Source organism: Paenibacillus ihbetae (assembly GCF_002741055.1).
Classification (GTDB): Bacteria; Bacillota; Bacilli; order Paenibacillales; family Paenibacillaceae; genus Paenibacillus_AQ; species Paenibacillus_AQ ihbetae.
In genome coordinates this window covers 1,638,318-1,660,415 of sequence record NZ_CP016809.1, presented here as the reverse complement: position 1 = coordinate 1,660,415, position 22,098 = coordinate 1,638,318, and the positions used below count along the sequence as shown (strand labels likewise).

At 54.8% G+C, this 22,098-nt stretch carries 20 protein-coding genes and 1 tRNA gene; 15 read left to right on the top strand and 6 right to left on the bottom strand.

The features are described 5' to 3' along the window. The first annotated feature begins 64 nt into the window (after positions 1-64). The 3 genes from BBD41_RS07600 to BBD41_RS07590 all read left to right on the top strand — a co-directional run bounded on the left by BBD41_RS07600 (position 65) and on the right by BBD41_RS07590 (position 3,275). Positions 65-1,399 carry an extracellular solute-binding protein gene (locus BBD41_RS07600; protein WP_099477155.1) on the top strand — a complete coding sequence of 445 codons (1,335 nt, stop codon included), beginning with the start codon at positions 65-67 and terminating at the stop codon, positions 1,397-1,399. Between the two features lie 96 nt (positions 1,400-1,495). After that, a complete protein-coding gene (locus BBD41_RS07595; RefSeq protein WP_077569269.1) occupies positions 1,496-2,377 on the top strand; it encodes a carbohydrate ABC transporter permease in 882 nt (293 codons plus the stop codon). Between the two features lie 13 nt (positions 2,378-2,390). Next, complete coding sequence (locus BBD41_RS07590; protein ID WP_077569268.1) at positions 2,391-3,275, top strand: carbohydrate ABC transporter permease; 885 nt, start codon at positions 2,391-2,393, stop codon at positions 3,273-3,275. 122 nt (positions 3,276-3,397) lie between these two features. Here the strand turns inward: BBD41_RS07590 and BBD41_RS07585 are convergent, their stop codons facing one another. Genes BBD41_RS07585 through BBD41_RS07575 form a run of 3 tightly spaced genes read right to left on the bottom strand, consistent with a single transcriptional unit; the run spans position 3,398 to position 5,728 of the window. Beyond that, on the bottom strand, positions 3,398-4,783 hold the full coding sequence (locus BBD41_RS07585) for a nucleoside recognition domain-containing protein (protein ID WP_099477154.1): 1,386 nt from the start codon (positions 4,781-4,783) through the stop codon (positions 3,398-3,400). Beyond that, a complete protein-coding gene (locus BBD41_RS07580) occupies positions 4,746-5,480 on the bottom strand; it encodes a FeoB small GTPase domain-containing protein (RefSeq protein ID WP_077569266.1) in 735 nt (244 codons plus the stop codon). Before BBD41_RS07580 ends, BBD41_RS07585 begins: the two co-directional genes overlap by 38 nt. Further along, complete coding sequence (locus BBD41_RS07575) at positions 5,477-5,728, bottom strand: FeoA family protein (RefSeq protein WP_099477153.1); 252 nt, start codon at positions 5,726-5,728, stop codon at positions 5,477-5,479. Before BBD41_RS07575 ends, BBD41_RS07580 begins: the two co-directional genes overlap by 4 nt. A gap of 197 nt (positions 5,729-5,925) precedes the next feature. Here BBD41_RS07575 and BBD41_RS07570 point away from each other — a divergent pair, with 197 nt between their 5' ends. The 5 genes from BBD41_RS07570 to BBD41_RS07545 all read left to right on the top strand — a co-directional run bounded on the left by BBD41_RS07570 (position 5,926) and on the right by BBD41_RS07545 (position 12,898). Next, a complete protein-coding gene (locus BBD41_RS07570; protein ID WP_237087024.1) occupies positions 5,926-6,165 on the top strand; it encodes a hypothetical protein in 240 nt (79 codons plus the stop codon). A 66-nt stretch (positions 6,166-6,231) separates the two neighbouring features. Then, a complete protein-coding gene (locus tag BBD41_RS07565) occupies positions 6,232-6,537 on the top strand; it encodes an ArsR/SmtB family transcription factor (protein WP_077569264.1) in 306 nt (101 codons plus the stop codon). A gap of 434 nt (positions 6,538-6,971) precedes the next feature. After that, entirely contained in the window at positions 6,972-8,690 is a 1,719-nt protein-coding gene (locus tag BBD41_RS07555; RefSeq protein WP_099477152.1) for a proline--tRNA ligase, read from the top strand. A gap of 250 nt (positions 8,691-8,940) precedes the next feature. After that, positions 8,941-9,957, top strand: coding sequence for an MBL fold metallo-hydrolase (locus BBD41_RS07550; RefSeq protein ID WP_099477151.1), 1,017 nt, complete (start codon positions 8,941-8,943; stop codon positions 9,955-9,957). A 508-nt stretch (positions 9,958-10,465) separates the two neighbouring features. Further along, positions 10,466-12,898, top strand: coding sequence for a glycogen/starch/alpha-glucan phosphorylase (locus BBD41_RS07545; RefSeq protein ID WP_099477150.1), 2,433 nt, complete (start codon positions 10,466-10,468; stop codon positions 12,896-12,898). Positions 12,899-13,348: 450 nt separating this feature from the next. On the opposite strand, the gene BBD41_RS07540 is transcribed toward BBD41_RS07545, so the two are convergent. Next, the gene (locus BBD41_RS07540; RefSeq protein WP_077569259.1) at positions 13,349-13,912 is read right to left on the bottom strand and encodes a phosphatidylglycerophosphatase A family protein; all 564 of its coding nucleotides are present in this window, start codon (positions 13,910-13,912) and stop codon (positions 13,349-13,351) included. A gap of 257 nt (positions 13,913-14,169) precedes the next feature. On the opposite strand from BBD41_RS07540, the gene BBD41_RS07535 reads away from it, so the two are divergent. From BBD41_RS07535 to BBD41_RS07525, 3 genes are all read left to right on the top strand, one after another. Then, the gene (locus BBD41_RS07535; protein WP_077569258.1) at positions 14,170-15,225 is read left to right on the top strand and encodes a GerMN domain-containing protein; all 1,056 of its coding nucleotides are present in this window, start codon (positions 14,170-14,172) and stop codon (positions 15,223-15,225) included. A 124-nt stretch (positions 15,226-15,349) separates the two neighbouring features. Further along, positions 15,350-16,108, top strand: a complete 759-nt coding sequence (gene rph / locus BBD41_RS07530) for a ribonuclease PH (protein WP_077569257.1) — start codon at positions 15,350-15,352, stop codon at positions 16,106-16,108. 4 nt (positions 16,109-16,112) lie between these two features. After that, complete coding sequence (locus BBD41_RS07525) at positions 16,113-16,745, top strand: XTP/dITP diphosphatase (protein ID WP_099477149.1); 633 nt, start codon at positions 16,113-16,115, stop codon at positions 16,743-16,745. A 68-nt stretch (positions 16,746-16,813) separates the two neighbouring features. On the opposite strand, the gene asnB is transcribed toward BBD41_RS07525, so the two are convergent. Then, a complete protein-coding gene (asnB, locus tag BBD41_RS07520; protein ID WP_099477148.1) occupies positions 16,814-18,658 on the bottom strand; it encodes an asparagine synthase (glutamine-hydrolyzing) in 1,845 nt (614 codons plus the stop codon). Between the two features lie 164 nt (positions 18,659-18,822). On the opposite strand from asnB, the gene BBD41_RS07515 reads away from it, so the two are divergent. From BBD41_RS07515 to BBD41_RS07505, 3 genes are all read left to right on the top strand, one after another. Beyond that, positions 18,823-19,134 (top strand): death domain-containing protein, encoded by a 312-nt coding sequence (locus tag BBD41_RS07515; RefSeq protein ID WP_077569254.1) that lies wholly within the window; start codon positions 18,823-18,825, stop codon positions 19,132-19,134. 59 nt (positions 19,135-19,193) lie between these two features. Then, positions 19,194-19,559 carry a hypothetical protein gene (locus BBD41_RS07510; protein ID WP_028406789.1) on the top strand — a complete coding sequence of 122 codons (366 nt, stop codon included), beginning with the start codon at positions 19,194-19,196 and terminating at the stop codon, positions 19,557-19,559. A 360-nt stretch (positions 19,560-19,919) separates the two neighbouring features. After that, on the top strand, positions 19,920-21,401 hold the full coding sequence (locus BBD41_RS07505) for a stalk domain-containing protein (protein WP_099477147.1): 1,482 nt from the start codon (positions 19,920-19,922) through the stop codon (positions 21,399-21,401). A gap of 80 nt (positions 21,402-21,481) precedes the next feature. Here BBD41_RS07505 and BBD41_RS07500 read toward each other — a convergent pair whose 3' ends face one another. Further along, positions 21,482-21,778, bottom strand: a complete 297-nt coding sequence (locus tag BBD41_RS07500; protein ID WP_077569251.1) for a magnetosome magnetite crystal formation protein family — start codon at positions 21,776-21,778, stop codon at positions 21,482-21,484. A gap of 156 nt (positions 21,779-21,934) precedes the next feature. On the opposite strand from BBD41_RS07500, the gene BBD41_RS07495 reads away from it, so the two are divergent. Then, positions 21,935-22,008 (top strand) — tRNA-Arg (locus BBD41_RS07495). The last annotated feature ends 90 nt before the right edge of the window (positions 22,009-22,098 follow it).

Below are 22,098 nucleotides of genomic sequence, written 5' to 3'. Positions count from 1 at the left end.
TTGCTACAATTGGATTAAAGCGGTTTCATTACGCGAAAGACATACTGGAAAAGGGGTTGGAAACGTGTTCAACAAAAAATGGACAGTTCTTCTTCTGACATTGTGCCTGGCTGTATTTGCGGCAGGCTGCGGAGCGGGCGGCGGTACCGAAGGGGCCGGCGGCAGCGATAAAAGCAGCGGCAGCGGCGGCGAGGGAGAGAAAGTAACCGTAAACTTCATGCATCTATGGCCTGCCGGCGTATCCGCGGGTCAGAACAAGATCGTTAACCAGATCATCGAGGATTACCAGAATGAAAATCCGAACGTGACGATCAAGCAGGAGGTGCTGGATAACGAGCAGTACAAGAACAAATTGAAAGTGCTTTCCGCATCGAATGAGCTGCCGGACGTCGGTGTAACCTGGGCAGCCGGATTTTTAAAGCCTTATGTGGAGGGCAATCTGTTCGCACCGGTCGATGATCTGCTCAGCGGCGAGCTGAACGGAAAATTCGTCTCGGGCACGACGGAGGCTTACGCGATCGACGGCAAAACTTATGCGCTGCCGCTGGAGTTCAACATTGCTCCGGTGTACTACAATAAAGCGATTTTTGAGCAGTATAACCTGCAAGTGCCGCAGAGCTATGAGGAATTCAAGCAGATCGTGAAAACGCTCTCCGATAACGGGATCGCACCGGTTGCGCTGGGCAACAAGGACCGCTGGACCGGCTCTCTCTGGTATATGTACCTCGCAGACCGGATCGGCGGACAGGAAGCACTGGCGAGCGCGATTAGCGGCGACGGTTCGTTTAAAGACGAATCCCTGGTGCAGGCAGCCGCGGAAATTCAGGCGCTGGTCGACGGCAATGCATTTGTCAAAGGGTTCAACGGCTTGTCCAACGAGGAAGCTAAATCCGAATTCCTGAACGGCAATGCCGCCATGTACATGATGGGAACCTGGGAGCTGCCGAATTTTACGACCAATGAAGAGATTCCGAAGGAATTCCGCGACAGCGTCGGATTTTTCAAGTTCCCGACGGTGGACGGCGGCAAAGGCGACATTAACAGCTGGGTCGGCGGTCCGGGCGTAGGACTGTTCATCTCCCAGGACTCCAAAGTGAAGGAAGAAGCCAAGAAATTCGTGGAGTACTTCGTCACGAAATGGGGCGAGCAATCGGTGACCGGCGCGGGCGTCATTCCGGCGACGAAGGTCGATACCGCATCGCTTGAGCTTCCGCAGCTGTATATCGACCTGTTTAACGAAATGAATCAGGCCAGCAGCATTACCTTGTTTGCGGACGTTCAGATGGAAGCGAATGCCGCCGAGACGCATTTGAATATGATTCAAGCCCTCTTCGGCAAAGCGGTCACGCCGGAGAGCTTCTCGGATGAGCACGACAAGGCCGTATCCAAAGGGAAATAAGACGATCAGACAACCAAGAGAAGGGAAGCATTTATCCGGCAGCGATGCCGGATAAATGCTTCCTGGAGGACCGATTCAGGAAAGGAGTCGATAACTTTGGATAAAGTAATGTCCAATAAAAAAGTCATTGCCTTGTACGTGCTGCCGGCTTTGCTTGTGATCATGGCGATCGTGTATATTCCAATCGTGCTTACGGCGTATTACGGCCTGAATGAGTGGAACGGCATCGGCGCGATGACGTTTATCGGGCTGGACAATTACCAGGCGCTGTTGTCCGACGGCAAGTTCTGGGACAGCGCATGGCACTCGCTGCTGCTTGCGGTATTTTCGGCGCTCAGCCTGATCGTCTACCTGGCAGTGGCGATGGTGTTGTCCTCAAAGATTAAAGGGGCAGGGCTGTTCCGCAAAATCTACCTGATTCCGATGCTGCTGTCTTCCGTAGCCATAGCGCAGCTGTGGCTTCGCATGTACCACCCCACGAACGGGATCGTGAACAGCTTCCTGGAGTCGATCGGGATCACGAACCCGCCGGCCTGGCTTGCCGAGCCCTCCCTGGTGCTGTACGCGCTGTTCATCCCGATTTTGTGGCAGTATGCGGGCTTTTACATTCTGATCTATTACGCCGCCCTCAAGAACATCCCGGCATCGCTGGTGGAAGCGGCGAAGATCGACGGGGCGACCTCGCTGCAAATTGCATTCCGGATCAAGCTGCCGCTCATCATGGAAGTCATCAAGGTAACGATTGTACTCGCCGTCGTCGGCTCCTTGAAATATTTCGACTTGATCTTTGTTATGACCGACGGAGGACCGAACGGCGCGAGCGAGGTTATGGCGTCCTATATGTACCATACGGCCTTCCGTGCTTATGATTTCGGTTACGGGAGCGCCATCGGCTTCTTCCTGCTGGTCATCTGTCTGCTGGTGACTTGGGTCATTCGGAAATTAACGGCAACCAAAGATACGATCCAATATTCATAAGGAGGGATGTTTCATGATTCAAGGAGCCGCAGGACAGCTCCGGAGCGGGCCATCCCGATCCGGCGGCCGGAGTGCGAGTAAGCTGGGGTACACCCTGCTGTATGTCGTGCTGATCGGAGTGGCCGTATTCCAGCTGTTTCCGCTCGTATGGCTGCTGCTGTTCTCGCTGAAAAACAACCAGGAAGTATTCGATCTGCCGCCATTATCCTTGCCGATGAATCCGCGCTGGGAAAACTACGAGAAGGTATGGAGCGCGGGCAACATCAGCGTGTATTTTCTGAACAGCGTCTGGATTACCGTCGTCGCAACCGTACTGACGATTATGCTGGGCAGCCTCGTGACGTTTGCCATAACGAGAATGAAATGGAAGGGCAGCTCCTTCGTTCTTGGCTTATTCATGGTGGCGATGATGATTCCGGTTCACTCTACGCTGATTCCGCTGTTCAGCCTGTTCAACAAGGCCGGGCTGACCGACCATCCGGTGTCGCTCATTCTTTCGTACGTGGCGTTCAATATGCCGATCACGATCATGATTCTGCTCGGATTTTACTATACGCTGCCGAGGGAAGTGGAGGAGGCCGCAGTCATGGATGGCTGCTCGGTTCACCGCGTATTCTTCCGGATCGTGCTTCCGATGACAGGCTCGGTATTGGCCACGACGGCAATCATCAACATGATCTATAACTGGAACGAGTTTATTTTCGTAAACACGTTCATCAGCTCGGATATGTTCAAGACGCTGACCGTGGGGGTCCAGAACTTTATCGGGCAGTATACGACCGATTGGGGAGCGATCGGTGCGACGCTGATGATCAGCATTTTGCCGATTCTGCTGATGTTCCTCTTCCTGAGCGACCGGATTGTGGAAGGCATTGCAGCCGGTTCGGTGAAGGGATAATGGCATACGTTTGGATCAAGGGTGACAAATTGAGTCACATATTTAAGCAGCCCGGTCTCAGAATGAGAGACCGGGCTGCGGTTGTTTGATATAGCTGATCATGACTCATATGTTTTGCCGGATCAGACCCATCCAAGCGCTCGAGCGGCTTGGGCGACGATGAAGGTGACTAGAATCGCGATGGCCGTCGGAATGGCAAAGGACAAGAACGTCCACTTGAAGCTTTTCGTCTCCTTCCAAATATTGAACAAGGTCGTGCCGCACGGATAGTGAAGCAGGGAGAACAGCATCATGTTCAGCGCCGTCAGCCAGGTCCAGCCTTGATCCATGAAAATCTGCTTCAACGCAAACATGTTCTCCACCTCGGTCAGCGACCCGGTTGCCAAGTACCCCATCAGGAGGATCGGCAGCACGATTTCGTTCGCAGGCAGTCCGATGATAAACGCCATCAGTATGAAGCCGTCCAATCCGAGCGCCTTGGCGAACGGATCCAGGAATTGGACGAAGTGCAGCAGGATGCTCGTATCCCCGATATAAATATTCGCCAGAATCCAGGTGAGCACGCCTGCCGGCGCGGCAACGATGACGGCCCGGCGCAGAACGTAGATCGTCTTGTCGAGCGTTGCCCGCAGAATCGTGTTCAGGATTTTCGGCTTCCGGTAGGGCGGCAGCTCCAGGGTGTAGTGGGAAGGAACGCCTTTCAGCGCGGTTTTGGACAACATCCACGACACGGTCAGCGTAACAACGATTCCCAGGAGCACCATGCCCATGACAACCGATGCGGTTACGAGCGTTTGCACGCCCCCTGAGAATCCTGCAGCCATAACCAGAGAAGCCAGCAGAATAAGCGTCGGCCAGCGTCCGTTGCAAGGCACGAAGTTATTGGTCAGGATGGCCAGCATCCGCTCGCGCGGCGATTCGATAATCCGGGTCGACATGATGGCTGCGGCATTGCAGCCGAACCCCATGGCCATGGTAAGAGACTGCTTGCCGTGAGCGCCGGATTTTTTGAACAGGCGGTCAAGGTTGAACGCGACTCTCGGCAAATAGCCGTAGTTCTCGAGCAAGGCAAACACCGGAAAGAAGATCGCCATCGGCGGCAGCATGACACTGATAACCCAGGCGGTGCCGCGGAACAATCCAAGGATCAATATCCCATGCAGCCAATCCGGAGCATGAACCGCTTCAAATGCCGCCGTCAGATATCCCTCAATCCAGCCGAAGAAGCTCGACAGCATGGAGGAGGGGACATTGGCTCCGGCAATTGTCAGGTAAAATATAACACCGAGCATGGCCAGCATGATCGGGAACCCCCACAGCTTGGAGGTGAATATCCGGTCCAGGCGCTCCGAACGGTACAGCTGATCGCGATTCGTAACGGTGACCGCTTCCCCGCACAGCTCTCTGGACTTTTTGAACAATTCCCCGACGATCGATTCCCGAACGTCATCAACCTGATCGGCAGGGATGCTATCGGTTAGAGCTTCCAAGCGCTTTAGCTGCTCCATAAATCATTCCCCCTCTATCCGAAGCGGCAAGTTTCTGTTTCAATGTGTCGATCAGCTTCCGGTCCCCGTCAAGAAGACGGATCGCCAGCCATCTTGCCGGATATTCATCGCCAACGATCAGCTTCAGCTCCGTCTCAAGCTTGGCGATCTCCTCCTCCAGCCGTTCGTTATATTTCATGCGGTAAGGAGTCGTCCGAATGCTTCCGGTGCACATGAGAAGCAGCTGCTCGGACAGCGTATCCAGGCCTTCATTGTTTCTGGCGGAGATCGGGATAACCGGAACGCCGAGTCTTTGCGCAAGCTTGCCTGCATCAACCTTAATGCCTTTCTTCTTCGCCTCATCCATCAGATTGAGGCAGACGATCACCCGGTCCGTCATTTCAAGCACTTGAAGCGCCAAATTAAGGCTGCGTTCCAGCGCCGTCGAGTCCAGCACCAGCAGCGTCACGTCCGGTTTCTCAAAGACGATGTAATCGCGGGCTACCTCTTCGTCCGCAGAGTTGGAGAAGAGGGAATACGTCCCCGGCAGATCGATGAACCGGAAACGGGAATTGTTGTATTCGTAATAGCCGCTGGCCAAGCTTACCGTCTTGCCCGACCAGTTGCCGGTATGCTGCTTGAGGCCGGTGAGAGCGTTGAACAGCGTGCTCTTTCCCGTATTCGGATTCCCGGCCAGCGCAATCGTATAAGTTCTCATGATGGCATCACCTTGCCCCAGATTAACTGACTCTCCTCTTGTCTCAATGCGATGACCGTACCAGCTACTCTATAAGAGATGGGATCTCCCAGCGGACTTGCCTTCAGCACTTCAATGACGCCCCCCGGAACAAAGCCCAGGTCCAGAAGCCTGCGCTTCAGCTCACCCTGTATATCGACTCGCTCAATCAGGAAACGTTCCCCGAAAGACGCCTGATGCAAATGCTGCAAAATATTAGTCTCGTCCATAAAGTTTAACCTCTCCCTATTATATTGGTCCGAGCATATATTGTTTCCTTAAAGCAACTTTACGCCTATAGTATGACCGATTGGCTCCATTGTCAACTGGAGGAAGAAAATTTTTCTATTCAAATCCCGAATCGGATATTGCCGGATCATCTAATCTCGGCTATGAATTGAAACAAGCAGTGAAGTGCGGTAAAGTGGTGTTAAAAACGAGAGCCGTTAATGCCGGAGATGCCGGCATTCAATTCGCGGACGGCTCCCGGCTGACGGTCCGGAACATCGTTTGGGCGACGGGCTACGTCGCATCCTACGGCTGGCTTCAAGTGGACGGGGCGCTGATCCAAACCGGAAGGCTGTCCATACGCGGGGCGTCAGTCCGATTGAGGGGTTATATTACGTCGGCTTGCCCTGGCAAACGCACCGCGGCTCATCGCTGCTAGCCGGTGTCGGCCGGGACGCCCGCGAGATTGTGCGAGCGATGATGATTCGGAAAGAGGGGATAATGAATGGAAAAGGAACACCATGAGCTTCTACATGAGGAGCAGGCGATGGAAGCGTCCCGGCTGCTTAAAGCGATATCGGATCCGACGCGGATCCGGATTCTGCATTTGCTGTCCCAAGAGGAATGCCCCGTGGGTCATATCGCCGAGGTGCTCGGCATGAGCCAGTCTGCGGTATCCCACCAGCTCAGCTATCTTCGAAGCTTGCGGCTGGTCAAATACCGGAGGGAAGGCAACACGTATTTCTATACATATGAGGATGAGCATGTCATCGGTATTCTGCGCCAGGTGCTGGATCATCTTGCTCATTAAGGAAGGTTGAACTGCAAGCTTAACCTGCTTGACATGACAGGCGGCTTGGCTGTAATGTATTGGAAAATAAATGTTCGCGAAAATAACGATGACCAAGGACATAAGTCCGCAGGATCCGGCGAGACAGAGAAGAGGCCCCAGGCTGAGAGGCTTCGCTCGCAAGGCTGCGCGCTTCCTACCTTGCAGTTGCCTGGCCTTATGCAAGAAAGCCGGTGCCGGCACGGCCCGTTACAGCCGAGGATAAGGATCTTTCCGAAACCGCTCTTTGGCTATTTCGGAAGGTTGAATTAGGGTGGTACCACGAGCACATTCGTCCCTTTGGGATGAATGTGCTCTTTATATTTACCCGATCGATTCAGCCCTGGCTGCCGCTGTTGGCCGGGCCCTATCAGGTATTCGTTCACGAACGCTACTAATAAAGGAGGATGATGAACATGCGGCAAAGCCGATTGCTCATGAACACGAAGCGCGACGTGCCGTCCGAGGCGGAGGCGCTGAGTCACCAATGGATGCTGCGCGGGGGTTATATCCGCCAAAGCGCGGCCGGGATGTATTCCTATCTGCCGCTTGGGCGGCGCGTGCTGCGCAACATTGAAGAGATCGTGCGCCAGGAGATGGATGCCTCCGGCGCGCAGGAGCTGTTGATGCCCGCGATGCAGCCGGCCGAGCTGTGGCGGGAATCGGGAAGATACGATGTGTACGGGCCGGAGCTGATCCGGCTGCATGATCGCCATGAGCGCGAGTTTGTACTCGGACCGACGCATGAGGAGATCATCACCTCGATCGTGCGCCAGGAAATCGCTTCGTACCGCTCGCTTCCGGTAAATTTGTACCAGATCCAGACGAAATACCGCGACGAGCGCCGGCCGCGATTCGGCCTGCTTCGGGGACGGGAATTTTTGATGAAGGATGCGTATTCCTTCGACAAGGACTGGGAAGGCCTCGATCGATCGTACCGGATCATGTACGAAACGTATGAGCGCATCTTCAAGCGCTGCGGCCTGACGTTCCGGGCGGTTGAAGCCGATACGGGGGCGATGGGCGGACAAGGGGAGACCCATGAATTTATGGCGCTAGCCGATATCGGGGAGGATACCATCGTCTCCTGCAGCGTATGCAGCTATGCAGCCAATTTGGAGCGGGCCGAGATGGCGTATCCTGCGAACGCCCCTGATGCGGAGATTGAGGGCCGGAACGCTTTGAACCCGGTGCTGGTTCGGACGCGGAATGTTCGGACGATCGGGGAACTCACCGCTTTTATGGGGATCGCCCCCGAACAGGTGATCAAGACGTTGATCTACCGAGCCGACGATGAACTGGTCGGGGTGCTCGTTCGAGGCGACAGGGAAGTGAATGAGCTAAAGGTGAAGGGATATTTAAAGGCCGAGAGCGTTGAGCTGGCAGGCGCAGAAGAGGTTGCGGAGGCTACGGGAGCTCCGATCGGATATGCCGGCCCTGCCGGGCTATCGATGAAGCTGTTGGTCGACCGTGAAGTTGCCGCAATTTCCGAGGGAGTCACGGGTGCCAATCAAGCGGATGCCCATCTTACGGGCGTCCGTCCCGGCCGGGATTTTCCGCTTGCGCATACCGGCGATTTCCGCAATGCGGCCGAGGGGGATGCGTGTCCCCGCTGTGGCGGACGGCTGCAGTTTCATCGCGGCATTGAGCTCGGGCATGTCTTCAAGCTTGGCACCAAATACAGCGAGTCCATGAACGCGATGTTCCTGGACGCGGACGGGAGACAGAAGCCGCTGATTATGGGCTGCTACGGAATCGGCGTGTCCCGCGTCATGGCAGCGGTCGCCGAGCAGCGCATTTCCGGCGGACGGCTCGTCTGGCCGATGGCGATCGCTCCGTTCAAGGTGCACATTATCCCGATAGCGGTCAAGGATGAAGCCCAGATGCGTCTCGCTGAACAGCTGTACCATGAGCTGGCTGGCGCCGGACTTGAGCCGCTGCTAGATGACCGCGATGAACGGGCTGGCGTCAAGTTCAAGGATGCCGATCTGGCTGGCGCGCCGCTGCGGTTGATCGTCGGCCGCGGCGCCGCCTCCGGCGAGGTCGAGTGGATGGGCGAGGACGGGAGCAAGCTTCCATTGACGGTGGAAGAGGCTGTTCGCCGGGCCAGGGAGGCTGCTGCATCCAGCAAGTGAGGCTGATTTCAATTCACGATGCAGTAATTTTGTACAACAAATGGTTCCAAATTGCGGGGCTATACATCGGCCCGTATCCTTCTGCCCGCTGAGACGATCAAGGGAGGCTGTAATTTTCAAAAAATTGCTCAAGGTTCATGCATTGCGAGCGAGCGTAACTGAACCCAGGCTTGTGTCCATGTTGGAAGCCGGCTTATGATGATAGGTGAGATGAGTCGAAGCGACAGACCGATGGAGGTTTTATATCTATATGAATAAGAATCACAAAGGAGAGCATCCGGATATTTGCCGATTGGATGAGCATGAGCTGATCCAGGTCAAAATTACGCTGGCCAATCCGCTCCGCTGGGTGAACAGCTACGTGCTGCAGGGGGAAGAAGGCATTACCATCCTGGACCCGGGTCCGCGTACGGCTGACTCGGAGCAGGAGTGGCTGAAGGCCCTCTCCAGTCTGAGCATCGGCTTCGGGGACATCGCCAGCGTGGTGCTGACTCATCATCACCCCGACCATTACGGATTGGCCGGCTGGTTCCAAGAACGGTCCGGGGCCGACGTGTGGATGTCGCAGCGGGCGTACGAGGAGGCCGGGCTGATGTGGGGGACGAACTCCAGCATGGATCGGGCGCTGCCCGCGTATTTCCGCCGTCACGGCATGCCGGAGGCGAGGCTTGCGGAGCTGCCGGGGCATTTGAACAGCTTCTTTCCCCAGGTGAACCCGCAGCCCAAGGTGTCCTTGCTTCGCGAAGGGGTGCCGCTGCGCATGGGAGGCCGCTTATGGCTGCCGATCGAGACGGCCGGTCATGCACCGGGCCACCTCTCATTCTTCCATGAAGGCAGCGGGGCCCTGTTATGCGGCGATGCCGTGCTCCCGCAAATATCGCCTAACGTGAGCCTGCTGCCGGGAAGCGATCCCCAGCCGCTGGCCTCCTTCCTTGCAGGGCTGCGCCGCCTGCGGGAACTGCATGTCCGGACGGCGTATCCCGGACACCGTCACCCGTTCACGCATTTCCGTGAACGGATCGATGCGCTCCTCCTTCACCATGAGGAGCGGCTGACCGACATCGCCGGCAAGCTTGGCGCTGCCGGGCGACTCACCGCCTTCGAGGCATGCACCGCCCTCTTCGGCGACAAGCTCGGCATCCATCAGCTGCGCTTCGCCATGTGCGAAGCGCTTGCCCATCTCGCCGAGCTCGTAACCCGCGGACACGCGGAGCAGCTGGATGCAGGGGATGGCACAAGCTATTTTGCTGTGCGTAAGCGCCCCTGATCCCGAGCGGTAACGTGTCCGTTTACCAAGAACCGCCCGTTTACGACTGCTGCTCAAGCTGTCGTAGACAGGGCGGTTATTCATGTTCCGGCAGCAAATCTTCCAAGGCTCCTAAATTTCCGAAACTTCCGAAATTCCCGGAATTTCCGAAAATCCCTAAATTTCCTAAGATTCCTAAATTTCCGCTCCTCGCGCGTTTATCAGTCAGAGTTAGGCTTATTTCGCATATATATATGTACAGTCGCCGCAATTGCAAGCAGAATACACCGGGAAGAGAAATGCGGGCTGCATCCCGTAATCATGGCCTGAACATCAGAGTCGGCAGCGGTATTAGCCAACGGGTTATTGAATCGAGCGAACCATATAACGCCGCTCGGGGCCGTAATAAACCGCAGCGATTGCCGAAGGCTAAGCGGTATTGGCGGTCTTTCATACTGTATTTTTGCCGGATTAAAATTTAAGCCATCCGCATTCTATTGATACTACGGATCCGTCAGGAGGATTTCATTTGTTTAACAACAAGGAAGCGTTCAAACAGGTCTTTACAGAGCTATTGGTCAGCCGCTTGGGAAAAGGTCTTGAGGAAGCAACAGCCGAGGATGCCTACAAAATTCTCGGCGGCATGATCCGGGAATTCGTCGGAAACCAGTGGGCGGCATCAAACCGGACGTACCGGGATACGCAGCAGAAGCAGGTATATTATTTTTCGATGGAATTTCTGATCGGCCGTTTGCTGGGTGCCAATCTGCTGAATCTCGGACTGCTCGACATCGTCCGCAGCGGACTGAAGGAGCTTGGCTGGGAGCTTGAGGAGCTTGAGGAACAGGAGCCGGATGCCGGTCTCGGCAACGGGGGGCTCGGGAGGCTGGCGGCATGCTTCCTCGACTCGCTGGCCTCGTTAAGCTATGCGGGCCACGGCTGCGGCATCCGGTACCGATACGGATTGTTCGAGCAGCGCATTATGGACGGCGAGCAGGTGGAGCTGCCCGATAATTGGCTTCGGGATGGAAACGTGTGGGAGGAGCGGCGGGCGGACAAAGCGGTGGAGATTTCTTTTTGGGGGCGTGTGGAGATTTCGGAGCGTGATGGCAAAACGGTGTTTAACACGGTGGAGGACGAACGAATACTGGCTGTGCCTTACGATATGCCGGTAATCGGTTACGGCGAGTCGCAGGTGAACACGTTGCGGCTGTGGAGCGCCGAAGCGACCGTCGATTCCGCAGCCATTCGCCTGAGCCGTCAGAGCGGGTATTATCGGTATCTGGAATACGCCCGGCAGGTGGAGTCGATATCGGAGTTTCTGTACCCGGACGATAAGTCTTACGAGGGCAAGCTGCTGCGTTTGAAACAGCAGTATTTTCTGTGCAGCGCAGGTGTTCAGAGCATCCTTCGAACATTTGATAAGCTGGGGCTTCCGTATCGAGAACTGCCGGAGCATGCCGCGATTCATATTAACGATACCCACCCTACGCTCGTGATCCCCGAGCTGATCCGAATTCTCATTGATGACAAGGGACTTGGCTGGGATGAAGCCTGGGAAGTGGCCCATCGAACGGTATCGTACACCAACCATACGCTGATGAGCGAAGCTCTGGAGAAATGGCCGGCGGGCATGGTCCGGGAATTGCTGCCCCGCGTTTATATGATCATTGAGGAGTTGAACAAGCGGTTCTGCGGCATGCTCCTGGACCGGTATCCCGGGCAGATGGAACGGATTTCGGAGCTGGCGATCATCGAAGGGGATCAGATCCGGATGGCGAATTTGGCAGCTTGGGGCAGCTATCACATTAACGGCGTCGCCGGGCTGCACACCGAGCTGCTGAAGACGGATGTGATGAAGCCTCACTATGAGCTGTACCCCGAGCGTTTCAGCAATAAGACGAACGGCATTACCCATAGACGCTGGTTGATCCACAGCAATCCGGGTCTTACGCGGCTCATCAGCTCTGCGATCGGCACGGAGTGGATCACCGATCCCTTCGCACTGCGGGAGCTCGAAGCCTATAAGCGGGATGCCTCCTTTCAGGAACGGCTGATGCGGATCAAGCAGGACAATAAGCGGCGGCTCGCGGATTTTATCGCAGCGAGACAAGGCGTCCGGGTGGATCCGGATTCCTTGTTCGATGTTCATGTCAAGCGGCTTCACGGTTACAAGAGGCAGCTGTTAAACATTTTGAGGGTCATGCATGATTACAATGAGATGAAGGAGCGGCCGACGGTGGCCCGGGTTCCGCGCACGGTCATATTCGGGGCGAAGGCTGCGCCGGGGTACGATTTGGCGAAAAGCATTATCCAGCTGATCCATGCGGTCGCCGATGTCATCAATCGGGATCCCGAGGTGAACGATAAGCTGCGGGTGCTCTTTCTTGAGAATTATTCCGTTTCCCTTGCCGAGAAGATCATTCCGGCTGCCGATCTCAGTGAACAAATATCGACCGCAGGGAAAGAGGCCTCGGGTACGGGGAACATGAAGTTCATGATGAACGGGGCGTTGACGATCGGAACGCTGGACGGGGCCAATGTGGAGATGTACCGAATGATCGGGGAGGAGCATATGTTTCTGTTCGGGTTGCGAGCCGAGGAGGTGCTGGAGCTGTCCCGGTCCGGCGGGTACTTTGCCAGAGGCTGTTATGATCAGGATGTCCGCATCGCCCGCGTGCTGGATCAGCTGGCTTATCCGAGTCCCTTCAGCCGTCACGGCCGTCCGTTTGGTCGCATTCTTCAGGCGCTGCTCGATCATAATGACGAATATTTCGTGCTGAAGGATTTTCATGCCTATGTCGCCGCACAGGCAGCTGTTGAAAAAGCCTACGTCAATCCAAGAAGATGGGCTGAGAGCGCCGTTGTCAATATCGCCCATTCCGGGCGTTTCTCCAGTGACTGCACGATTGCCCGGTATGCCTCCGAGATATGGCGGGTACGGCCCGTGAAGAAGGGATAGGACGTCCGGCTTCGAAGGAATGAGCCGGGATCGCATGGGGGTAATAATCTATAATCCTACGAAAAAAAGCCCCGTTATAACATAACGGGGAGCAGCAACAGGTGCTCTATTGAATCGTTCTCATCATAGGATATGTTCGAGGTTTGAAGAATGACTAGATAGATTTACCGGTTAGAAGAAAATAAAAGCCCGATTATTTCGGAATATGCAGGACCCTATATTATAGAAGAAACCCGGCTTCAGAAGATGCGGCCTCGTTTCTATGACGGCTTACATTCGTCTATAATTCTTTGAAATCAGGGAAGCATTCGGCATCTCTTTTTCTGTAAAGATTTGATTCTTGTAACATATATCCATGTTAAAAGCAGCAGGCAGGCCCGCTTCCAGAAGCGAGCCTGCCTGCTTTGCTCCTATGTGAAACGAAATGTTTGCCATAGGAGGTGAAATGCCCTAATCCTTAGGGAGCTCTTCGGTCGTTCCATACAATTCAAGCTCCCGCTCCGCCTGCTTGCGGTGGGCGATCCGGCTGCTGGCCGCTGCGGCAACAGCCCCGACGATATCGTCCAGGAAGGTATGGACGTCTCCGTCCGTTTTGTCGTTAAGCCGCTCAAGGACGCCGGGCTTCAGCTTGTCGATGTATCCGTAGTTCGTAAAGCCGATGCTGCCATACACGTTAACAATGGAGAAGGCAAGAACCTCGTCTACGCCATACAGCCCTTCATCATTGGCCAGCATTTCCTGAAGGGGAGAAATAAGCTTCCCTTCCTCCGCGAGCTTGTCGAGCTGGATTCCGGTCAGCACCGCATTCTGGACTTCGCGCTTGCTCAGCACCGCGTCCACATTCTGAATGCATTCCTCCATCGTCAAATTCGGATAGTATTTCTTCTGAAGGATCATCACCAGCTCGGCGATCTCCTCCACCTTGACTCCTCGCTCTTTAAGCAGGCTTCGGGTGGCTTCCGCTACCTTTTTGCTGTTGAGACTATACGGGATTTTTGCATCCATTTCAGCCATGATGGATATCACCTCATTTTTCGTAGGTTGGTAAAAGCTGCGTATAAAGGTTGTTCAAAAAGTCGCGTCTTGATCACAAAAGTGAAACAGAAGTCTTCGGTGCTGAAAATCCGACTTTTTGATCTCGCACTTAAAGACGATTGTACTTTTTAGGGACCCCTTTGTCCAGAAAGGGAAACTGGAGGGTATTTTTTTGGAAAGGGCTCGTATACATAGGAGTACAACCTGTACTAAAAATGTTAGGGGAGGAACAATACATGACTAGTAAACGTAATCTTCGCAGGCTTTCGGCCGCCGGGCTGCTTGCTGTTCCCATTATCATGTCCGGCTGCGGCCCGTTTGCGGGTAAACAGTCCGAAGCGATTGACCCGCCGCCTGCTCAAGTGGAGAAGCAGATGTTGGATCATGTGAATTCCTCGGCAGCCCAGGGCGAGATCGGCATGCAGACGACGGTATATCTTGCCGATGCCAGGGGAATGCTTGCGCCTGTGACGCTGGGCATACCGAAGGCGGAGGCCGGGAGTGAGCTGAAGGAGTCCTTGGAAGTGCTCGTTAGCGGGGGACGCTATACCGGATATATTCCGCAGGGCTTCCAAGGCGTGCTGCCGGCCGGGACGGTGATCAACAATGTGACCGTCGATACGGAGAACAAAATGGCCGTTGTGGAATTTAATAAGGCATTTACCGAATACAAGCCTTCGGATGAACGGAAAATTCTCGAGGCGCTGACCTGGACGCTGACCGGACATGAAGGTGTTGAACAGATGCAGGTATGGGTAGAGGGCACCCGCCTGACCGAAATGCCGGTGAATAAAACGCCGCTGGATCGCCCGCTCTCCCGCTCGATGGGCATCAATCTGCAGAAGGCCGATGATGCGGTGTATTCCGCTTCTTCCCCGGTTACCGTATATTTCTCCTCGGTTACTCCGACCGGAATCCAGTATTATGTTCCGGTTACAAGGCTCGTGCCGAGCGGACAAGATGCGGTTACAGCCGCGCTAAATGAGCTGATCCGCGGCCCGCAGTACGGTGACGGTCTCGCAGAGGTCATTCCGGACAATACCAAGGTGAAGTCCATCGAGAAAGGGGAGGACGGCTCGGTGACCGTATCGCTTGAAGACGGCATGTTTGTCGAAGGGGATGCGGTTCCGGTCGAGCTGCTTCAAGCCGTCGTGCTGACGGTATCCGAAAACGCGGACGACGCGAAGGTCAAAATCCATATGAATGATCTGGCCGAGGTCATCGGGGAAGACAGCCGCAACTACAGCGAGCCAGTAAGCGCGCCGGAATTCATTAACGAAATCTCAATTTAAGAGCAGGGCATTTGACGATCATGCGAAGGAGTGCCTCTCGTCCAAAAAGGTGCTTTTATGCCAACACTTTGGTAGAATAGGGGATGCTAATCAGTGATTGCGATATGAAGTAGGAGGCAAAAAAATGAGATCTAACGGACGTAAGAGCGATGAGCTTCGCCCGATGAATTTATCAACCCATGTGAATAAATATGCGGAAGGCTCTGTGTACATCGAGATGGGGGACACCAAGGTGCTGATCACCGCTACCGTGGACGAGAAGGTTCCCCCGTTCCTGAAGGGGCAGGGAAAAGGCTGGGTGACGGCCGAATATTCGATGCTGCCGCGCGCAACGCAGTCCCGTAATCAGCGGGAGGCGAACCGCGGCAAGCTGAGCGGCCGGACGATGGAAATTCAGCGGCTGATCGGCCGTGCGCTCCGGTCCGTTGTAAATCTGAATGCGCTTGGCGAGCGGACGATTACCCTGGATTGCGATGTTATCCAGGCGGACGGCGGAACGCGGACGACCTCCATCACGGGTGCATTCGTTGCGCTGGCCATCGCGGTCAATAAAATTGCCGAGCAGCATAAGCTTGCGGTATTCCCGATTACCGATTACCTGGCATCCGTCAGCGTCGGTATTGCGGGCGGACAGGCGCTGCTTGACCTGAACTATGAGGAAGACTCCAAGGCGAAGGTGGATATGAACCTGGTCATGACGGGGAGCGGAGCATTCGTCGAGGTTCAGGGAACCGGGGAAGAGAGCCCGTTCTCCCGCGAGGAGCTGGATCAGATTTTGGAGCTTGGGCAAAAAGGAATCAGCGAGCTGATCGCTAGACAGCAGGAAGCGCTTGGACCGATCGCGGCAAAGATTGGATCGGTGAACGCGGGAAGCGGAGTGTAAGGCGATGGCATTCGTACTAGGAGATACACTTATCGTAGCGACGCGCAATGCGGGGAAAGTGAAGGAATTCGCCCATGCATTCGCAGCTTTCGGCACGGAAGTCAAAAGCATGTATGACTTTCCCGACCTGCCGGATGTCGTAGAGGATGGAGCAACGTTTGAAGAGAATGCCTTCAAGAAAGCCAAGGAGGTCGCCGAAGCGCTGGGGCTGCCGGTGCTTGCGGATGATTCCGGCTTGTGCGTCGATGCGCTCGGGGGAGCGCCCGGCGTGTACTCTGCCAGGTATGCCGGAACGCACGGCGCCGACGAGGATAACAACGCTAAGCTGCTTGCCGAGCTGGAGAAGCTGAAACTCGGTGAGGACACGGAGCAGCCGCTGCTTAGTCCTGCCCGGTTCGTCTGCGTTCTGGTATTGTATGATCCGCAGTCGGGAAGCAAGCTGACGGCTGAGGGAACGGTGGACGGCTGGATTACATCCGAACCGGCCGGAGGAGGCGGGTTCGGCTATGATCCGCTCTTCTACCTGCCGAGCCATGAGAAAACGATGGCGGAGCTGACCATGGAAGAGAAGCAGGCTGTCAGCCATCGCGGCGAGGCGCTGTCGAAGCTTGTGGCCCAGCTGAAATCGGAAATGTAGGGAACGAAGGAAACCATGCCCGGATAAGACGGCATGGTTTCTTTTTCATTATGCTGAAAGGTCCATCGTTAGCGGATCGAGACGTTGTACTCCTTAAGCCAGAAGTGAACCTGTGCCAGGTAGGCAAACAATTGCGGGCCTGACATCAGCTGCCCGAACCAAGGAAGGTTGGACGAGGCATCCGGAGAGGATGCCAGCTCGCGGATGCGCGCCTTATCGATGAGCGGCAGCAGCGGCGAGGAGGCATCGTCCAAAATGCGGATCACCTGGGCCTTGACCGCCGCGAGATAATTCGGATTATGGGTTTTCGGATACGGGCTCTTTTTGCGATAGAGCACATCGTCCGGGAGAACGCCTTCGAGCGCTTTTCGGAGGATCCCCTTTTCCCGGTTTCCCGTCGTTTTAATGCTCCAAGGAATATTCCATACATACTCAATGAGCCGGTGATCCGTATAAGGGACGCGGACTTCCAGTCCTACGCCCATGCTCATCCGGTCCTTCCGATCGAGCAGCGTCGGCATGAAACGGGTGATGTTAAGGTATGACATGACCCGCATCTTCGCCTGCTCTCCGGTTTCGCCGTCCAGCTTCGGGACTTCGGCCACCGCATCCGAATAACGATCGCCGAGGTATTCCAGCGGCCGGATCCAATCCCGGATTTCGGGGGACAAGAGACTTGCCCGCATCTCCGGTGCAACCGACCACGGAAAGGTGCCGGAGTTGAGCATTTCTTCCCGATGAAACCATGGATAGCCGCCGAAGATTTCATCGGCAGCTTCGCCGGATATGGCGACCGTTGCGCCTTTTTTGATTTCGCGGCAGAAGAGGAGCAGGGAGGCATCGACATCCGCCATTCCCGGCAAATCCCGTTTCCTTGTCGAATCGTCCAGCGCATCGACCAGCTCGGGCGTATCGAACTCGATCCAATGATGATAGGTCCCTAGCTCCTCATGCATGCGCTTGATCCACGGCCCATCGGCGCCAGGCTGGAAGGAGTGGGACTGGAAATGCTTGCTGTTGTCGACATAATCGACGGAGTAGGTATGCACTTGCCCTTGGCCTGTTCGCTGGTAATAGTCTACGGCCAGCGAGGAGAGCGCGCTGGAATCCAGACCTCCGGAGAGCAAGGAACAGACCGGAACATCGGATACGAGCTGGCGTTCCACCGTATCGCGGAGAAGGCCCTGCAGGTAGCTCGCCGTATGCAGGACATCGTCCTCATGAGGCTGGCTTTCCAGCTTCCAGTACGTATACTTTCGCAGCCCTTCCCGGCTAAAGATCATGGCCATGCCGGGGCGAAGCTCGGAAATATCCTTGTAAACGCCATGTCCGGGCGTTCTTGCAGGCCCGATAATGAACACTTCGGCAAGCCCTTCCGCCCCGACCACCGGCTCGACCTTGGGATGCTGCAGCAGTGCCTTCGGCTCGGAGCCGAAGATTAGCGTCCCATCAATATAACTGTAGAACAAAGGTTTTACCCCTACCCGGTCACGCGCCAGAAATACTTGTTCACGAGCGCTGTCCCAAATGGCAAACGCAAAAATGCCGTTAAGGCGCTCCAGGCAGTCGGGGCCCCATTCGATATAGGAGACCAGGAGAACTTCGGTATCGCATTTGGTGCTGAAACGGTGCCCGCGTCGTATGAGATCCTCTCTTAGCTCGACTGCATTATATAATTCCCCATTGTATACAATAGCGTAGACTTCCTCTTCCTGATGAATAATCATCGGCTGTGCTCCGTTTTCGGGGTCGATCACGCTGAGTCGACGATGACCGAATGCGCACGGGTTTGAAATCCAGGTGCCGGATCCGTCAGGTCCGCGGTGAGCCAAACTCTCTGTCATTTTTACCAGCAGCTGCGAATCCTGCGTCAAATCGCCGTTCCATTGTATAAAACCGGTTATTCCGCACATGACGGTTCATCCTCTCCTTGTCTTTATCATACGCTGTGTCATCTTTCTGCTCCCTTAGCCGCCAAAGTGATAACAGATATATGCCGAAGGAAGGCATAAAATGTCTGTCCTTTTACGAAAACTAAGGAACGACGGCGAATTCAAAGCGAAGGAGAGAAGCGTCCATGGACAAGTCAACCTACTATGTGTCCGTGCAAAGCCGTTCGGTTCTGACCGAACAAGGGGCAAGTCCGTATGAATGGGAGATCGAGGCCACGCCTGAAGAGGCGGACCAGGTCCGTATTGAGCTGGACATGCTGCAGGAGAAGGAAGAGGAGGCGTTCCCGGGATATGTCTTCCCATGGCCGGATACTCCGGAGCAAAGCACCAATTCCTTGTTTCAGACCTCGCTCGACAGCGTCTACCGGACCATCTACCGTCTAGGGACGCCCGAAACGCGTCAACAGATGGAGGAGCTGCGCCTGCTGTCCGATTGACTTGAAAATATGCAGGATGCTTGCAGGGAAGCTTGCATCCGGGTAAGGAGAATGAAACCATGTATGCAATTCGAGATGCTAAAATACGGCGAATTACCGAAGTGAACGGAGCGCCTTGCGCCGAGGTCGAGGTTTATCCGCAAGAGGAGGGAGAAAGCGCATTGCTGGCCTATTTGACCCCATCGTCTCCCTTGGGAGGCTATGATTTGGTCAAGATCGTGCGCAGCAATGCCAGCCTGGAGGTGGACTGGTATGATAACAGCATGCATGATGCTTTTGTGGATGCGACGGATGTGGCGTTTGAGAACAGCGCGGCATCTACGGCTGAAGAAGACCGGGATGCCTTCAAGCAGCAGCTGCTCTCCACCGGACAGCTGTACGAACAGCTGAATCAACGGCTGAGCGAAGGCCCGCACTATTTTTAGGCTCGCCCCATGAAACGATGAAGCGCGCTTTCCACCATCCTGTAAAAAAGCCTGGTCCCAACGTACCAGGCTTTTTTCGTGTCACATGGCCCAAGTAAAAGAAAAAGCTTCCGCCCTAAGCACAACATTCCTCGGATGTCTTTTGCATTTATTACGCAGTTCTGCAAGGGATAGGTCATCTGAAAACAGGAAGCTAGCGGATGGGCTTATCGCTCTGGGGAATAGGTACCAATGACAGCAGTTGATTACGCAAAATTAAGAAATAGGACTTATCCTCTATTTGATGGGAGGGGAATCTTGCCTATAATGTTAGATTAGTGTAAGCACGATTCTAGCATATTAGACAAGGGGAGATTGGATTTGCGCAAAACAAACAGAAATTTGACGAAGCTGCTGGGCGCGGGAGTGCTCGCTTTTTCGCTCGTCTTCGGACCCGTCCAGGGAGCTGTGAAGGCAGATGGCACGGAAGGCATCAGCATACTGGAATCATCCCATGAGCTTATCAATGGCAAAATGCGCGTCACTGCGGATGTTCGCAATGGCGGTTCCGGCAAAGAGGGCGGCTTTTATGTCGTAGGTTATGACGAGAACGGCAATGCGCTGGAGGTTGCCGGCAACTCGGAATATTTCATGAGCGATGAAATCAATACATATGAAGTGGATCTTGACGGCGGAAGCAGCATCAAGCGGGTAGAAGTGCTTCCAGCCGGTCCGGCAGGAAGTGAAGCCAAGCTGCTGGCATCCGGATCGAGGACAGACAACGGAGTGGTCAAGGTAACCGGTGTCGTTCAGAATGGAACCGAAGGCCGCAATGTGGGCATGCTGGCTGTGGGATACGACGCTTCCGGCAAAGCGGTTGAGGTTACGTCGGCAGACGGCTACTTCACCGGCAGCGAGGTGTCGGCATTCGAAGTTGAATTGAAAGCAGCCAAGCTCATTAAGACGGTAAAAGTATCCGCGATTGATCCGGTGGAAGATGCTGTGAAGCTGCTTCAAACCGGCAGCCGTCTCGAGAACGGGAAGCTGATCGTAACCGGCTCGATCCAAAACCGTAAAGAAGGCGGCCGGGTTGGCGTCATCGTCGTCGGCAGCAATGGCAGCGGCAAGGTGCTGGAAGTGAATACGACAACCGGTTACCTGAGCGGCAGCGAAATCGCGAATTTTGCGGCTGAGCTCGAAGCGGGCAAAGCGGCCAGCAACATTAAAGTGTTCCTGACTGGAAGCAGCCAGACGCCGAAAATCATCGCTGAAGGCCGGATGACCGTTAACAACAAGCTGGTCGTTACCATCGGGATCGAGAACGGGGATGCGTCCCAGCGCATTACCGTCAAATCGACGGCATACGATGCGAAAGGCCGCTCCTTGGGAACGGAGTCCAACTCTACGTTCATGTCGGCCCATGAGACGACAACGCTGCGAATCGACTATGATTCCCGCGTGAAGAGCGTGAAGCTGAAATATTATGATCAATCCGGCAGAGAAATCGGGCAAATGCCGATCCGCATCAAGCTGAACGGACAGCTGCAATCCTATGCCCAGGCGCCTGTCATGTCCGGCGGCAGCGTGTTGGTGCCGATGCGCGCGATTTTCGAATCGCTTGACGCTTCCGTGAAATGGGATCAGAAGACCCAAACGATAACCTCTGTCAAGGGCTCCTCCCAAATCAAACTGAAGATGGGATCGAAGCAGGCGGTGGTGAACGGAAAGAACGTTACGCTGGATTCCGCTCCGCGCATGGTAAAGGGCACAACGATGGTACCGCTTCGATTCGTCGCAACGGCTCTTGGCGCTGACGTCAAGTGGGACAGCAGCGAGAAGATGGTGCATATCACAACGAAATAATAAATAACAAGAACCATGCCGGACATGACGGCATGGTTCTTTATTTAGGCCACGATTGTGCGAACTCTTCGGTAAGAGCATTAGTAGCTCGGTTCGCGAAGAACCTGGATGCCCAGGACGATATTATATACGAAGCTGCCGAAATAAATGATGCCGAACAGAATCAGGTACCCGACCACGGAAGCGAATGAGCCCGAGGTTACCGCCATATAGATGAGCGGGATGGCTGCAAGAAGCGGAAAGAGATGAGAGAAGAGCGCTCGGCGCGCGTGCTTCGCCACATAAGCATCTTGGGATAGAAGCCATACCAGGATCGGGAGAATGAACGGCGCAAAGAAAATGCTGAAGTACGACAATGAGGATAGCAGCTGTCTCACGGGTACCACCTCCTGAAATGTTGTATTGATATTACAATACCCTGCGAGCGAGGGGCTGATTCCCTGAATGATGCTTTTGCAAAAAAAAATCTTTGAAAAATGGCGAAGATGCGATATAATATATTTCGTTACTGTTTGAAAAAGATGTATACATATGTCCCAGTAGCTCAGCTGGATAGAGCAACGGCCTTCTAAGCCGTCGGTCAGGGGTTCGAATCCCTTCTGGGACGTAAAATAACACCGCCATAATGGCGGTGTTTTTGCGTTCCATAAGGATGAGAACCCCAGTTAGGGGGGCGTCGGAGCATCCGCTTCGGGAG